Consider the following 15,418-nt stretch of genomic DNA (forward strand, 5'->3'; position numbering starts at 1 on the left):
GCACGTCAATCGGGGAAATCAGCAGTCCGGCTTGTCAGCCGTATAGCGCCGAGCCGGGTTCACCGCCGCGTCGAACTCGCGCAGGGCCTTGGCGCCGATCAACAGCGGGTAGTTGAAGCTGCTGCGGTCGGTCAGGTTGACTTCGACCGTGCGCTTGACGTTACCCAGGCACAACTCCAGATCCACCACCGGACGCTTGGTGGGGGCGATCTTTTCATCGTCGTCCTCATCCTCTTCGGAACGGGTCTTGATCTTGCTGATGCGAGCGATCTTGTGCTCGTAGACGTTGTTGTCCGCGTCCTTGGTCGCCAGGCGGAACCGCACCCAATCATCGCCGTCACGGGTAAAGGTCTCGATGTCCTTGGCCGACAGCGAGGCGGTCAGGGCGCCGGTGTCCATCTTGGCCTTGAGCACTTTACCGCCGATTTCCGGCAGCGCGATGTATTCGTAGCGCCCGTACAGGGTCGGCTCGGCGGCCAGTACTGGAAGGGCCGCCAGGGTAAGCAGGGCGAGAAGGGATTTCATGCAATAGGGCTTCCTGTGTGGGTGGGATTTTAGACCGTTGCCAATGAATTCGTTCGGTTGCCCTCGATACCACTGCGCTGCCTTTGTGGCGAGGGGATTTATCCCCGTCGGGCGGCGCAGCGGCCCGAACTCTGTGCAGCGATCCAGCACCATGGCGAGTGCTTCGCACTCGAACGGGGATAAATCCCCTCGCCACAGAAGTGAATCCAGCATACCCGCCAAAAAGTGAAACATTCGTCCACGCCTATTTGGCCTGCCGCCCGAAGCTGCTTATCATGGCCCGCCCACCCGTTTGCAAGAGTCATTTATGCGCCGCCTGCTCACCGGCTGTTTCGTCACCCTGTTGCTGTTGCTCAACACCCTGGTGCTGTTCGGGCCGCTGATGGTTTTCGCACTGCTCAAACTGGTCCTGCCCGGGCGCTTTCGCGACTATGCCTCCAGGGCGGTGATGTGGATCGCCGAGACCTGGGCCGAAATCGACAAGCTGATCTTCGCCCTGTGCATCCCGACCCGCTGGGATATCCGCGGCGGCGCCGACCTGCGTGGCGACACTTCCTACCTGGTGATCAGTAACCACCAATCCTGGGTGGACATCCCCGCCCTGGTCCAGACCCTCAACCGCCGCACGCCATTCTTCAAGTTCTTCCTCAAGAAGGAACTGATCTGGGTGCCGTTCCTGGGCCTGGCCTGGTGGGCGCTGGACTACCCGTTCATGAAACGCTACACCAAGGCCTTCCTGGCAAAAAACCCGGAACTGGCCGGCAAGGACCTGGAAATCACCAAGGCCGCCTGCGAACTGTTCAAGCGCCAGCCGGTCACCGTGGTCAATTACCTCGAGGGCACCCGCTTCACCGCCGCCAAAAGCCAGCAGCAACAATCGCCTTTCACCCACCTGCTCAAGCCCAAGGCCGGTGGCGTGGCGTTCGTGCTGGCGGCGATGGGCGAACAACTGGACGCCATCCTGGACGTCACGGTGGTCTACCCCCAGGACCGGATCCCCGGGTTCTGGGACCTGATCAGCGGCGCGGTGCCCCGGGTCATCATCGACATCCAGACCCGCGAACTGGACCCGGCGCTGTGGCAGGGCGACTACGAGAACGATCCGGTGTTTCGCCAGCAGGTGCAGGACTGGGTGAATCAGCTATGGACCGAGAAGGATCGGCGGATTGCTGTCTTGCGTGACGAAGGGCAAAGCAACTAACACTTCTGATAGTAGGCAGCGGCTGGAAAACCGCCGATGCTGAAGGTTCTGAATTCTGGACCTTGCATGGAGTACGGTGCATGCCTGCCGATCCTCGCAAAACCCTATTGTGCTGCTATCACTATGATCCGCTGGATCGCCTGACCGACTATGCGCCAGCCGCGGAAGCTGGCATCCAGCGTTTTTATTGCAAAAGCCGGCTAGCGACCGAGATACAGGGCGCGGTGCAACGCAGTGTCTTCCAGCACGACGATCAGTTGTTGGCGCAGTTACAGCGCGAGAATTTGAAGGCCCACGCCACGCTGCTCGCCACGGATCTACAGCGCTCAGTGTTGACCGCCCTCGATGAAACTCGACCACACCCCCTCTCCTACACACCCTACGGCCATCGTCCGGCGGAAAGCGGGTTGCTCAGTTTGCTGGGGTTTAATGGCGAACGGCCGGATCCGGTGACGGGGCATTATCTGCTAGGGAATGGGTATCGAGCGTTTAATCCGGTTTTGATGCGGTTTAATAGCCCGGATAGTTGGAGTCCGTTTGGGGAGGGTGGGTTGAATGCCTATGCGTATTGTGGGGGAGATCCACGGAACTGGAAGGATTCGACAGGACATACCCGCATTTTCCCGTTATTTAAGGCATTGAGTGAGTACAGGACGGCGAAGGCAAATTTAAATATCCCCCAAACATCAGAAAAATTTCCTAAACCCGTCGTCACCGACCCCAAAAACTTAGTTAACAAGTCACTTGCAGCAAAAAATAAAAAAAGCTGGACGGAGCGAGTTAGATATGCCGAACTAAAGGAACTATCAAAACTTATTGAACAAAATGAAGCCAGGTTACCCATCTCAGAAAAAGCAAAATACACCTCAGCCGTCCCAAACGACGACCTTGCAACAACAGAAAAGTTTTATAACTTAGCCAAAAACACATATAAATTTAAAGGAAAATTCCCGGACACAGAAATCAGGGAGTGGTATGAGGGCAAGCTAGACGTAGGTCACTTCGATATTACAATTATGCACCATAAAAACCTAGTAAGCAGCAAGTCGCATAATTTTTCAAGGGATCCCCGCGGTTATTACCGGGCAACCATATTACGAGCCGTTTACATTAGAGAGTCTATCGGCATTGATCTAATGTCGGTCCGGCAATAATCCATTTTTAAATAGAATTCTCGTACGGCATCGTTTACGCCGAAGCAAAGGGACACCAAGCCACGGTTTTTTTAGCTCAAGCTTCAGCAAACAAAAAAATAATATCAACGATTAGAGAGGTGCTTGGCGTCGGTGCACCTCATCTTACGCAAACGCCAGTGCCTCAGACACCTGTACCCGTCCCCCAAATCCCCCCAAGGTTCTGCAGCAACGAACTCCCCACCCCCTGCTGCCCAAGATACTCAAGAATCACCGGAGCAAACTGCCCGATCATGCCGCTGTCCATGCCCAGCGCGCTGAAGACGTTGTTCAGGTCGCCAGTGTCCTTGACGTTACCCAGCAGGCCATCGAGCAAGGCATTTTTATGCGCCCCTCCACCGAGCAAACCGCCCAGGCCGTCAAGCCCCCCGATGGCGCTGTTTCCAGCGATCTGATCCAGGCCCGGCACACTCTTGCTCAACTCGGAAAACTGCGGCTCGCTGAGCCGATTCTTCGCCAACCCCAACATCGCACCGGCACCGCCGATGGCCTGTTCCGGTGTGATGTTCAGTTCCGATCCCAAGGTGTTAAGCAGCCCAGCGGCTTTCGGCGCGGCGGCCACGACGCCCTCTTCCTGACCAGGGTTGTCCTGCATGGCCGCCACCACATTGGCCGCGTCGCTGAGGCTGAACTGCGCGAAAGCCGGGCTGGCGGCCAGTGTCAACAGCCAAGACAGTGCAAAACCTCGTGAAACCTTCATCCGGGAAATCCTCTTGAGCACGAAAAAGCCGCCCATGAAGAGCGGCGTAAGCGTGCGTTGGACGGGTGCGGAGGGAGATTGTTCCTAAATGTATTAGGCAGCTGGCCGATAGCCATGACAGAAAATTCTTCCAAGGTCATCAGAAGCGTCTGATTTAACGAAGTTCGCACTTTTTTATATAGCCAGAAGTTACCAATACCGCCTATACAGTTTCTAAATTGACATAAGCGATTGTCAACATTGACAGTAGCCCGCCTCGACCAAACCGTGAATCGTCAAACTGAGCCCTGGAGCCTGGCACATGATAAAAATACTGGCCGGAGGCGCGGTGTGGCTTTTGCTGATCATCGGCCACGTCCATGCCGGAGAAATAAAGTGCCCTGCCGTCACTGACATCCACAGGAACATCGAATCGGTGGAAGATGTTTTCTTCGTCGATGTACAGGACGACCACGAGTGGGAAAGCGAAAGCCTGGTAGACGTGGTCGATTCGGCCTCGTTGCAATTCGAAGGCGCCGAATATGTTTTGCGTGAGGACGATGGGAATGAACAGACAGCCCCCCGGGCGACCATCACATGCCGGTACGGGGCGATCAACCTGAAGTTGGACTCTCCACACCTCCTGGAACCGGCATTTTCAAAGTGGGTGAGCAATCGCTGCGAGAGCGCGGACACTCGGATGTGCAGGTTGATGGACGGTGACTATTTCAACTTGGTTTATTGATCGGTCATGGCAACCACTTGCTGAAAAGCGAGGGCCGCTTCGCAACCCAGCAGGAGCAAGCTCCCTCGCCACGATGGGGCTCGGTCAGAGCGTACGGCGGCGCCGATTTCGGGCACAGTTCCACGGCATGACCGCTTCGTGACAATCTTCTGAATATCACCGGCAAACGGTTATTTCCTTTCGGCATGGCCGACTGTCAGCTCTGACAGTAGGCACTCGTTCTGCCCGAAATTAAGCTCCCATTGTCAACGGAAACGAGGCGAATGAGCCCTTGAGCTCGCCGCGCTTTCATTCATTCGGGCAAGGACAATAAAAATGAGCGACCGAATCAAAGGAACCGTCAAATGGTTTAACGATGCAAAAGGCTATGGCTTCATTACCTGCGGCAAAGGGGGTGAAGAACTGTTCGTTCATTACTCAGCGATAGACGGCGAGGGTTACAAGACATTGAAAGAGCGACAAGCCGTCTCGTTTGAAATCGAGCAGGGTGTGAAGGGCAAGCAGGCGACGAGAGTGGCGCCGGAATAGATTATCTTCCTGAGGAGTACCATCATGCCGCTTGAGCGCAAAAACCTGCTCTGCCAATACAGCTACGACCCTTTGGATCGACTGGTCGGCTGCAAGCCAGGCGTACAAGTCAGCTTCCTGCGCTTCTATCGGGAGGACCGCCTGGTCACCGAAATCCAAGGCTCAGTAAAGCACTCGATTTTCCAGCAAGGCGATCAACTTCTGGCTCGACAACAGCAGGGGGATACTGTCAAAACTACGCTGATCGCAACCGATCGTCAGCGGTCCGTACTGCATGAACTCGACACACCCCAGCCTCGTGCCCTTGCCTACTCACCATACGGCCACCGCGCTTCAGAAAGCGTTCTAGGCGGCCTGCTCGGCTTCAACGGTGAACGACCGGACCCAGTGACGGGGCATTATTTGTTGGGCAATGGTTACCGAGCATTCAATACCGTACTGATGCGTTTCAATAGCCCGGACTCAATGAGCCCGTTTGGGAAAGGTGGCTTGAACGCTTATGCATACTGTCACGGTGACCCTATAAATCGAATAGACCCTACTGGCCATATCAGTCTCCTCAAGCCGCTATTGAGGATGATGGGGCTTAAAACACCTAAAAAAACCATCACTGTTCATGGAATCGAGTTACGCGTTCCAACTAATAAGAGGCTGAAGTCTTTCATCGAAAACCCTACCGAGGAATACAAAAAAACGTTAGACCCTTCCTTGATTGAGGCGCAACATAGGCCAAAGGCGATCGAGTATGAAAAGCAGTTAATAACAACCAACACTAAAATTATTGAAAGCGAGAAAAATGCTGCAAGAATGATAAAGAATTTAAGAGCAACCAAACACAATACAGCTCGTTACGAAGAACTAACACTTCAAATAAAACGGGACCGAGCCCAATTTCAACACGACCTTGATGAATACAATAGATTCATTCGTAATTCAACACGTCTACCTACCTACGACGAGATCTTCGAGATTGCACCACCCGCTTACAATGCCTCAATGTGACGGCCAAGGCATATCCAAACCCAACCAGAATATATCTCTCATCAAATGCATGAAAAGGAAGCTCAGAGGAGCTTCCTTTTCACTACGACGCTATTATCACGCCGCACTAAACATCTTATGCGGATCAATCACAAACTTCTTCGGCACGCCCGCATCGAACTCGCCATAACCCTTCGGAGCGTCATCCAGGCTGATCACCTGCACACCGACGATTTCGGCAATGTTGATACGGTCCCACATGATCGCTTGCATCAGCGCGCGGTTGTACTTCATCACCGGGGTCTGGCCGGTGTGGAAGCTGTGGGATTTGGCCCAGCCCAGGCCGAAACGGATGCTCAGTGCACCGATCTTGGCAGCGGCATCGACCGCGCCCGGGTCTTCGGTCACGTACAGGCCCGGGATACCGATCTTGCCGGCGACGCGGGTCACTTGCATCAAAGAGTTGAGCACGGTGGCCGGGGCTTCGTGCTTGACGCCGTCGTGGCCATGGCCACGGGCTTCGAAGCCGACGCAGTCAACGGCGCAATCCACTTCTGGCTCGCCCAGCAGCGCAGCGATTTGCTCGTGCAGCGGGGTGTCGGTGGACAGGTCGACAACTTCGAAGCCTTGAGCCTTGGCATGGGCCAGGCGGACTGAGTTGACGTCACCGATGATCACCACGGCAGCACCCAACAAGCGCGCGGAAGCGGCGGCCGCCAGGCCAACCGGGCCGGCACCGGCGATGTAGACCGTGCTGCCAGGACCCACACCGGCGGTAACGGCGCCGTGGTAGCCGGTCGGCAGGATGTCGGACAGGCAGGTCAGGTCGCGGATTTTCTCCATGGCCTTGTCGCGGTCCGGCAGCTTCAGCAGGTTGAAGTCGGCGTACGGCACCAGCACGTATTCGGCCTGGCCGCCGGTCCAGTCGCCCATGTCGACGTAGCCGTAGGCGCCACCGGCACGGGCCGGGTTGACGGTCAGGCAGACACCGGTGTGTTGCTCCTTGCAGGAACGGCAGCGGCCGCACGCCACGTTGAACGGTACCGACACCAGGTCGCCGATCTTCAGGTTCTCGACGTCGCTGCCCTTCTCGATCACTTCACCAGTGATCTCGTGACCCAGGACCAGGCCGGTCTGGGCAGTGGTACGGCCACGCACCATGTGTTGGTCGGAGCCGCAGATGTTGGTGGAGACTACGCGCAGGATGACACCGTGCTCGATCTTCCTGCCGCGCGGGTCCTGCATTTTGGGATAGTCGATTTTCTGTACTTCGACCTTGCCGTTGCCGAGATACACGACACCACGATTACCGGACATGCTTTCACCTCGCTGTTGTTTTTATGAAACTGCGTTGCCCAGGCAGGCAGCGCGTTGATTGCTCGGGTTAGTGCTTGTTTCTTTGTTTCTTTGTTGTCTGTAAGGGCCTCATCGCGAGCAAGCTCGCTCCCACATGTTTTTTTGGTGTAGCTAATATTTGTATACCGGCAAAAATCCTGTGGGAGCGAGCTTGCTCGCGATGTCGGTCTAAAGAACGACAGTGCGATTGGCGTTCAAGAACACTCTTCGCTCGATGTGATACCCCACGGCCCGGGCCAAGGTCAGCCCTTCGATATCCCGGCCCTTGGCGATCAGGTCCTCGGGATAGTGGCTGTGGTCCACCACCTCCACGCCCTGGGCGATGATCGGGCCTTCGTCCAGGTCGTTGTTGATGTAGTGCGCCGTGGCGCCCACCAGCTTCACGCCTTTGTTATAGGCCTGGTGATATGGCTTGGCCCCTTTGAAGCCCGGCAGCAGCGAGTGATGGATGTTGATCGCCTTGCCGTCGAGCTTGCGGCACAACTCCGGCGACAGCACTTGCATGTAGCGGGCAAGGATCACCAGCTCGGCGCCCGTGTCTTCGATCACCTGCCACACCTGGCGCTCCTGGGCCGGCTTGTCGTTCGGGTCCAGGGGGAAATGGTAGTAGGGAATCTGGTGCCAGTCGGCCAGCGGCTTGAGGTCCGGATGGTTGGACACCACGGCCACCACGTCCATGGACAACTGGCCGATGCGCTGGCGGTAGAGCAAGTCGTTGAGGCAGTGATCGGCCTTGGAGACCATGATCACCACTTTGGGTCGGTAGTTCGGCGGGGTCAGTTCGAAGACCATGCCAAAGGCTTCGGCACGTTCGGCCAGGCCGGCACGGAAAACCTGTTCGTCAAAACCCTCGGGCTGGCGAAACTCAACGCGAATGAAGAAGCGCGCCGAGAGCCGGTCGTCGAAGGAATGGTGCTCGGTGACGTAGCAGCCCTGCTCGAACAGAAAGCGGGTCACCGCGTCCACCGTGCCGAGCACGCTGGGGCAGTCGGCAGTCAAGATCCATGTGTCTGGGGCGCGGCTCATTGCGGTGACTCCTGTTTGTTATGGCTAATCCCCCGCAGAACACAGATCCCTGTGGCGAGGGGATTTATCCCCGCTGGGCTGCGCAGCAGCCCTAAACCAGCCGGCGCGGTGGTCAGGCTGGATTGTCTTTAGCTGTGTTGGGGCTGCTGCGCAGCCCAGCGGGGATAAATCCCCTCGCCACAAAAGGACAGTGTCTGACTTTAGTCAGGCCTGAACGCTCAACCCATACTCAGCCGACGCATCCTGCAACCACAGCCACCAGTAATCGGAGAAGCTGCGGCGGATCAGCAGTTCCCAGGTGTCTTCGGCAGTGTGGCGGATCACCAGTTGCGACTTGGCGAACACCGTGCCCACGGCCTTGCCCACCGGGAAATTGCCGGGATGGACGTCGTAGCTGGTGGATTTCATCAGCACGTCGCGCACGTTCGGACCGGACAGTTCGAGAATCTGCTGGCCGCCGCTGACGTTGACGATCTGGATGTGCAGGTCGCCCAGGGCTTCACGCAGCTTTTGCTCGGCGGCGAACTCTTCACCGGTCGGTACGACCAGCAACCATTCATCCGGGCCCATCCACTGCAGGCTGGTTTCGCCCTTGACGATGACGCTCAGCGCCCCCGGCAACTCGATGCCCAGGGCCTTGTGGACGCCCGCGGCGAAGGCCGCGTCGTGACCGTCGCCACGAATCGTCAGGTGGCCGAGCAGTTTTTTCTCGCGCACGGTCACACCGGCGTTCTTGCGGCCCTTGCCCACCAGACTGGCGAGGTCGGCATGGTGCAGCGACGACTCGGCTTTGGCCCCGGTGGTCGGGCGTTGTTGGTAAACATTGGCGGCTGTCATATAGCACCTGTCATGAATTCTGTTATGCCGGCCCTTGTGGTGGCTGTACTGCCGCCTTCGCGAGCAGGCTCGCTCCCACAAGGGTTACGCGATCAACTGTGGGAGCGAGCTTGCTCGCGATGATGCCGACGCGGTATCGCCGGTCTCCCACAGGACCTCAAGCCACTAGATATTCTGCCGATCCCCCTTCGGATCGAAGAACACCGAAGAAACGATCTCTGCCTCGATCACGCTGCCGTCGGCCAATGGCGCGAACACTCGCTCGCCCATCCGCTTGAGGCCGCCCTTGACCACGCCCATGGCAAATGAATAACCCAGGGAGTTGTGGGCGTAGCTGGAGGTCACGTGGCCGACCATGGTCATCGGGATCGCCTGCTTGGTGTTGAACACCAGTTGCGCGCCTTCCGGCAGCCAGACATTCGGGTCGATCGGCTTGAGGCCCACCAGTTGCTTGCGGTCTTCGCGCACGCAATCTTCGCGATTCATGCCACGCCAGCCGATCCACGAGAACGGTTTGGTCCGGCCTACGCACCAGCCCATGTTCAGGTCGTCCGGCGTCATCGAGCTGTCAGTGTCCTGGCCAACGATGATGAAGCCCTTCTCGGCCCGCAGTACGTGCATGGTCTCGGTGCCATACGGGGTCAGGTTGTACTGCTTCCCGGCCTCGACGATCTGCTCGAGCACGCCCATGGCGTAGTCGGCCTGCACGTTGACTTCGTACGACAGTTCACCGGTGAACGAGATCCGGAACACCCGCGCCGGCACGCCGCCCACCAGGCCTTCCTTCCAGGTCATGAACGGGAATGCGTCCTTGTCCAGGTCGATGTCGGTGACATGGCTCAGCAGCTTGCGGCTGTTGGGGCCCGACAGGGTCATGGTCGCCCAGTGGTCGGTGACCGAGGTGAAGTACACCTTCAGGTCCGGCCATTCGGTCTGGTGATAGATCTCCAGCCATTGCAGCACGCGCGCCGCGCCACCCGTGGTGGTGGTCATCAGGAAGTGGTTGTCCGCCAGACAGGCCGTTACGCCGTCGTCGAAGACCATGCCATCTTCCTTGCACATCAGACCGTAGCGAGCCTTGCCCACGTCGAGCTTGGTCCAGGCGTTGGTGTAGACGCGGTTGAGGAACTCGCGGGCATCCGGGCCCTGGATGTCGATCTTGCCCAGTGTCGAGGCGTCGAGCAGGCCAACGCTGTCACGCACGGCCTTGCATTCGCGCTTGACCGCGGCATGCATGTCTTCACCGTTCTTCGGGAAGTACCAAGGACGCTTCCACTGGCCGACGTCTTCGAATTCGGCACCGTTTTTCACATGCCAGGCATGCAGTGCGGTGAAGCGCACCGGTTCGAAGATGTGCCCGCAGTGCCGGCCAGCCACCGCGCCAAACGTCACTGGCGTGTAGTTCGGACGGAACATGGTGGTGCCCATTTGCGGGATGCTCACGTTCAGCGAACGGGCCGCGATGGCCAGGCCGTTGACGTTGCCCAGTTTGCCCTGGTCAGTACCGAAGCCCAGTGCGGTGTAGCGCTTGACGTGTTCCACCGACTCGAAGCCTTCGCGGGTGGCGAGTTCGATGGCGGCGGCAGTGACGTCGTTCTGCAGGTCGACGAATTGCTTCGGTGCCCGTGCAGTGGATTTTTCGTGGGGCACCTGGAACAGCGCCAGGGTCGGTTCTTCGTGACGGCTCAGGGCCTTGGGCAACACGCCCTCCACCGCCTGGAAGCCGGCTTCACTGGCCGCGCGCACGCCGCCTTCAAAACCGTCGGCCAAGCTATCGCCGAGGCTGTAGACGCCGTTCACACCGCCGACGCACACCCGCTTTTGCGGTGCCTCGCCCGGTACGAAACCGAGGATGTCTTCACGCCAGATCGGCTTGCCGCCCAAGTGCGAAGCCAAGTGGACCACCGGGCTGTAGCCGCCGGAGCTGGCCACCAGGTCGCAGTCCAGCCATTCGCCGGGGCTGGTGACTTTGTGGGCGCGAACGTCGATCGCGGCAACACGTGCCCCGGTGACGCGCTTGCTGCCACGGGCCTCGATCACGGCACTGCCGGTGAGGATGCGGATGCCCTTGGCGCGGGCTTCTTCCACCAGCGCACCCCGTGGGTTGCTGCGGGCATCGGCGACGGCCATCACTTGCAGGCCGGCATCGAACCAGTCCAGGGCCACGCGATAGGCGTGGTCGTTGTTGGTGCTCAGCACCAGTTTCTTGCCTGGGGCCACGCCGTAGCGACGCACGTAGGTGGACACGGCACCGGCCAGCATGTTGCCCGGCACATCGTTGTTGCCATAGACGAGCGGCCGCTCGCAGGCGCCGGTCGCCAGCACCACGCGCTTGGCGCGAACGCGGTTGATGCGCTGGCGGACCTGGCCGATCGGTGCGCGGTCGCCGAGGTGGTCGGTGAGGCGCTCGTGGATGGTCAGGAAGTTATGGTCGTGGTAACCGTTCACCGTGGCACGAGGCAGCAACACCACGTCGGGCATCGCGCGCAGTTCAGCCACCGCCGCAGCGACCCATTCGGTCGCGGGCTTGCCGTCCAGGCTCTCGCGGGAGTCGAGCAGGCTGCCGCCGAACTCTTCCTGCTCATCGGCCAGGATGACGCGCGCACCGCTACGGCCTGCGGCCAACGCGGCGGCCAGGCCAGCGGGGCCGGCGCCGACGATCAGCACGTCGCAATGACGGTTCATGTAGTCGTAGGTGTCCGGATCGTTCTCGGTCGGCGAGCGACCTAGCCCTGCGGCCTTGCGGATGTACTTCTCGTAGGTCATCCAGAACGATTGCGGGTACATGAAGGTCTTGTAGTAGAAGCCCGGCGGCATCAGCTTGCCGCCGACCTTGCCGAGAATCCCCATCATGTCGTTGTTCACGTTCGGCCAGCCGTTGGTGCTGGTGGCGACCAGACCCTGGTACAGCGCCTGTTGCGTGGCGCGCACGTTAGGGATCTGCGTGGCTTCGGTGGCGCCGAGCTGCAGCACGGCGTTCGGCTCCTCGGCACCGGCGGCGAAGATGCCGCGAGGGCGCGAATACTTGAAGCTGCGGCCGATGATGTCGACACCGTTGGCCAGCAGCGCGGCGGCCAGGGAATCGCCCTCGAAGCCTTTATAGGTCTGGCCGTTGAAGGTGAAGCTCAGCACTTTGTTGCGGTCGATCCGTCCGCCGTTGGACAGGCGATTGATCTGGCTCATACCTTCTCTCCCAGAGCCTGTGCGGCCGCTTTCGGACTGTCAGCCTTGTCGGTGAATTGCGGCTTTTGGCCGATCTTGTAGGTTTCGAGAATCTCGTAGGTCACGGTGTCACGGGTCACGTTGAAGTACTGACGGCAACCGGCGACGTGATCCCACAGCTCATGGTGCAACCCGCGTGGGTTGTCACGGAAGAACATGTAGTCGCCCCACTCCTCGTCGGTGCAGGCGTTCGGATCCAGCGGACGCGGGATATGCGCCTGGCCGGATGCGTGGAATTCCTCTTCGGAGCGCAGTTCGCCGCAGTGAGGACAGAAGATGTGCAACATAGGGATTTCTCCTGTTAGTGGGCGACGGCAGCAGCGCCGTGTTCGTCGATCAGTGCGCCGTTGTGGAAACGGTCGATGGAAAACGGCGCGGCCAGCGGGTGCATTTCACCCTTGGCCAGGCTTGCCGCGAAGACGTTGCCCGAGCCCGGGGTGGCCTTGAAGCCGCCGGTGCCCCAACCGCAGTTGAAGAACATGTTCGGCACCGGGGTCTTGGAGATGATCGGGCAGGCGTCCGGCGTGGTGTCGACGATACCGCCCCACTGGCGGTTCATGCGCACGCGGGACAACACCGGGAACATCTCGACGATGGCCTGGACCGTGTGTTCGATCACCGGGTACGAACCACGCTGGCCATAGCCGTTGTAGCCGTCGATACCGGCACCGATCACCAGGTCGCCCTTGTCGGACTGGCTGATGTAGCCGTGCACGGCGTTGGACATGATCACACTGTCGATGATCGGCTTGATCGGCTCGGACACCAACGCTTGCAGCGGGTGGGACTCGATCGGCAGGCGGAAGCCCGCGAGCTTGGCCATGTGCCCGGAGTTACCGGCAGTCACCACGCCGACGCGCTTGGCGCCGATGAAGCCCTTGTTGGTTTCCACACCGATGCACACGCCGTTTTCCTTGCGGAAGCCGATCACTTCGGTCTGCTGGATCAGGTCCACGCCCAGCGCGTCCGCCGCCCGGGCAAAGCCCCAGGCCACGGCGTCGTGACGGGCTACGCCGCCGCGACGCTGGACGGTAGCGCCCATCACCGGGTAGCGGGTGTTTTTCGAGCAATCCAGGTACGGGATCTCGTCGGCCACTTGCTTGGCGTTGAGCAGCTCGCCGTCCACGCCGTTGAGGCGGTTGGCGCTGACGCGACGCTCGGAATCACGGATGTCCTGCAGGGTGTGGCACAGGTTGTAGACGCCACGCTGGGAGAACATCACGTTGTAGTTCAGGTCCTGGGACAGGCCTTCCCAGAGTTTCATCGCGTGTTCGTACAAGTGGGCCGATTCGTCCCACAGGTAGTTGGAGCGAACGATGGTGGTGTTGCGCGCGGTGTTGCCGCCGCCCAACCAGCCCTTCTCGACCACGGCCACGTTGGTGATGCCGTGTTCCTTGGCCAGGTAGTAGGCGGTCGCCAGGCCATGCCCGCCGCCGCCGACGATGACCACGTCATAGACCTTTTTCGGGGTCGGCGTACGCCACATCCGCTGCCAGTTTTCGTGATGGCTGAGTGAGTGCTTGAAGAGGCCGAAGCCCGAATAGCGTTGCATAGTCATTTACTCCAAAACCGACTCAGCGATAAACCGGGAAGTCCGCGCACAGGGCCGCCACTTGCTGCGCGACATTGGCCTCGACATCGGCATCGCCGAGGTTGTCGAGAATGTCGCAGATCCAGCCGGCCAGCGTGACGCACTGGGTAACCTTGAAGCCACGCGTGGTCACCGCCGGGGTGCCGATGCGCAGGCCCGAGGTCACGAACGGCGATTGCGGGTCGTTCGGCACGGCGTTCTTGTTGACGGTGATGTGGGCGCGGCCCAGGGCAGCATCAGCCTCCTTGCCGGTCAGGCCCTGACGGATCAGGCTGACCAGGAACAGGTGGTTATCGGTACCACCGGACACTACATCGTAGCCGCGCTTGATGAACACGCCAGCCATGGCCTGGGCGTTATCGATCACTTGCTGCTGATAAGCCTTGAAGCCAGGTTCCAACGCTTCCTTGAAGCACACCGCCTTGCCGGCGATCACGTGCATCAGCGGGCCGCCCTGGGCGCCAGGGAAGACCGCGGCGTTGAGCTTTTTCTCGATTTCTTCGTTGGCCTTGGCCAGGATCAGGCCGCCACGCGGGCCGCGCAGGGTCTTGTGGGTGGTGGTGGTGACCACGTCGGCGTACGGCAGCGGGTTCGGGTACAGACCGGCGGCCACCAGGCCAGCGACGTGGGCCATGTCGACGAACAACAGGGCACCGACCTTATCGGCGATCTGGCGGAAACGTGGGAAGTCCAGGGTCTTGGAGTAAGCGGAGAAACCGGCAACGATCATTTTCGGCTTGTGCTCCACCGCCAGGCGCTCGACTTCGTCGTAGTCGATCAGGCCGGTGGTGGTGTCGATGCCGTATTGCACCGCGTTGTAGAGCTTGCCCGAGGACGACACCTTGGCACCGTGGGTCAGGTGACCGCCGTGGGCCAGGCTCATGCCCAGGATAGTGTCGCCGGCCTGCAGCAGGGCCAGGTACACGGCGCTGTTGGCCGAAGACCCGGAGTGCGGCTGGACGTTGGCGTAGTCGGCACCGAACAACTGCTTGGCGCGCTCGATGGCCAGGGCTTCGACTTTGTCGACGTGCTCGCAGCCACCGTAGTAGCGCTTGCCCGGATAACCTTCGGCGTACTTGTTGGTCAGGCCGCTGCCCTGGGCCTCCATCACGCGCTTGCTGGTGTAGTTCTCCGACGCGATCAGCTCGATGTGATCTTCCTGACGTTGCTCTTCGGCGTTCATCGCCGCCAGCAGTGCATCATCGTAGCCTTGGATTTGGTCTTGCTTGCTGAACATCGCGTCTCTCCCAGCGGCGGCGGTGCGCCTTTCGTCTCGGTGAGGCACGGACCTTTCGGTCGTGCCCTTTGGATGCGATGGTATGGCTGGCGCAGGCAGGTCAAATGCCTATGGACGCCACGCAAAGGTGCGTTTACGACATAGGAACAGACACGGCCCTGTTTGGACTGGGGGCATGGTTCTGCTTGAACCAGAGACCCGGTCCTTGTGGCGAGGGGATTTATCCCCGCTGGGGCGCGAAGCGGCCCTGAAACCAGGCATGTGGGTGCGTCAGATTGATTGAGTCAGGCGCCTTGG

General features: G+C 59.6%; 14 protein-coding genes. 5 read left to right on the plus strand and 9 right to left on the minus strand.

What is annotated here, in order from left to right; all coding sequences use genetic code 11:
• Positions 1-18 precede the first annotated feature (18 nt).
• Positions 19-525, minus strand: coding sequence for a retropepsin-like aspartic peptidase RloA2 (gene rloA2 / locus ACMTA2_RS30155; protein ID WP_413792980.1), 507 nt, complete (start codon positions 523-525; stop codon positions 19-21).
• A gap of 307 nt (positions 526-832) precedes the next feature.
• On the opposite strand from rloA2, the gene yihG reads away from it, so the two are divergent.
• Together yihG and ACMTA2_RS30165 are read left to right on the plus strand one after the other, a co-directional pair.
• A complete protein-coding gene (yihG, locus tag ACMTA2_RS30160) occupies positions 833-1,726 on the plus strand; it encodes a 1-acylglycerol-3-phosphate O-acyltransferase, YihG family (protein WP_413792981.1) in 894 nt (297 codons plus the stop codon).
• An 80-nt stretch (positions 1,727-1,806) separates the two neighbouring features.
• Positions 1,807-2,880 (plus strand): RHS repeat-associated core domain-containing protein, encoded by a 1,074-nt coding sequence (locus ACMTA2_RS30165; RefSeq protein WP_413792982.1) that lies wholly within the window; start codon positions 1,807-1,809, stop codon positions 2,878-2,880.
• A gap of 163 nt (positions 2,881-3,043) precedes the next feature.
• On the opposite strand, the gene ACMTA2_RS30170 is transcribed toward ACMTA2_RS30165, so the two are convergent.
• Positions 3,044-3,619, minus strand: a complete 576-nt coding sequence (locus ACMTA2_RS30170) for a DUF2780 domain-containing protein (protein WP_413792983.1) — start codon at positions 3,617-3,619, stop codon at positions 3,044-3,046.
• Positions 3,620-3,920: 301 nt separating this feature from the next.
• Between ACMTA2_RS30170 and ACMTA2_RS30175 the strand changes: the two genes are divergently transcribed.
• The 3 genes from ACMTA2_RS30175 (at position 3,921) to ACMTA2_RS30185 (ending at position 5,873) form a co-directional block, all read left to right on the plus strand.
• On the plus strand, positions 3,921-4,343 hold the full coding sequence (locus ACMTA2_RS30175; RefSeq protein WP_413792984.1) for a DUF3757 domain-containing protein: 423 nt from the start codon (positions 3,921-3,923) through the stop codon (positions 4,341-4,343).
• A 315-nt stretch (positions 4,344-4,658) separates the two neighbouring features.
• The gene (locus ACMTA2_RS30180) at positions 4,659-4,871 is read left to right on the plus strand and encodes a cold-shock protein (RefSeq protein ID WP_042729602.1); all 213 of its coding nucleotides are present in this window, start codon (positions 4,659-4,661) and stop codon (positions 4,869-4,871) included.
• A gap of 24 nt (positions 4,872-4,895) precedes the next feature.
• Positions 4,896-5,873 (plus strand): RHS repeat-associated core domain-containing protein, encoded by a 978-nt coding sequence (locus ACMTA2_RS30185; protein ID WP_413792985.1) that lies wholly within the window; start codon positions 4,896-4,898, stop codon positions 5,871-5,873.
• A 96-nt stretch (positions 5,874-5,969) separates the two neighbouring features.
• Here the strand turns inward: ACMTA2_RS30185 and fdhA are convergent, their stop codons facing one another.
• From fdhA to glyA, 7 genes are all read right to left on the minus strand, one after another.
• On the minus strand, positions 5,970-7,169 hold the full coding sequence (gene fdhA / locus ACMTA2_RS30190; protein ID WP_413792986.1) for a formaldehyde dehydrogenase, glutathione-independent: 1,200 nt from the start codon (positions 7,167-7,169) through the stop codon (positions 5,970-5,972).
• A 207-nt stretch (positions 7,170-7,376) separates the two neighbouring features.
• Positions 7,377-8,234 carry a formyltetrahydrofolate deformylase gene (gene purU, locus ACMTA2_RS30195; protein WP_413792987.1) on the minus strand — a complete coding sequence of 286 codons (858 nt, stop codon included), beginning with the start codon at positions 8,232-8,234 and terminating at the stop codon, positions 7,377-7,379.
• A gap of 204 nt (positions 8,235-8,438) precedes the next feature.
• Entirely contained in the window at positions 8,439-9,071 is a 633-nt protein-coding gene (locus tag ACMTA2_RS30200) for a sarcosine oxidase subunit gamma (protein ID WP_413792988.1), read from the minus strand.
• A 165-nt stretch (positions 9,072-9,236) separates the two neighbouring features.
• Positions 9,237-12,254, minus strand: coding sequence for a sarcosine oxidase subunit alpha (locus tag ACMTA2_RS30205; protein WP_413792989.1), 3,018 nt, complete (start codon positions 12,252-12,254; stop codon positions 9,237-9,239).
• Complete coding sequence (locus ACMTA2_RS30210; protein ID WP_014340581.1) at positions 12,251-12,580, minus strand: sarcosine oxidase subunit delta; 330 nt, start codon at positions 12,578-12,580, stop codon at positions 12,251-12,253. The genes ACMTA2_RS30205 and ACMTA2_RS30210 overlap by 4 nt, the downstream gene beginning before the upstream one ends.
• A 14-nt stretch (positions 12,581-12,594) precedes the next feature.
• On the minus strand, positions 12,595-13,845 hold the full coding sequence (locus ACMTA2_RS30215; protein WP_003177603.1) for a sarcosine oxidase subunit beta: 1,251 nt from the start codon (positions 13,843-13,845) through the stop codon (positions 12,595-12,597).
• A 22-nt stretch (positions 13,846-13,867) separates the two neighbouring features.
• Positions 13,868-15,121 (minus strand): serine hydroxymethyltransferase, encoded by a 1,254-nt coding sequence (glyA, locus tag ACMTA2_RS30220; protein ID WP_413792990.1) that lies wholly within the window; start codon positions 15,119-15,121, stop codon positions 13,868-13,870.
• Positions 15,122-15,418: the final 297 nt, after the last annotated feature.

Origin of the sequence: Pseudomonas medicaginis, from assembly GCF_965119365.1 — a bacterium.
GTDB lineage: Bacteria > Pseudomonadota > Gammaproteobacteria > Pseudomonadales > Pseudomonadaceae > Aquipseudomonas.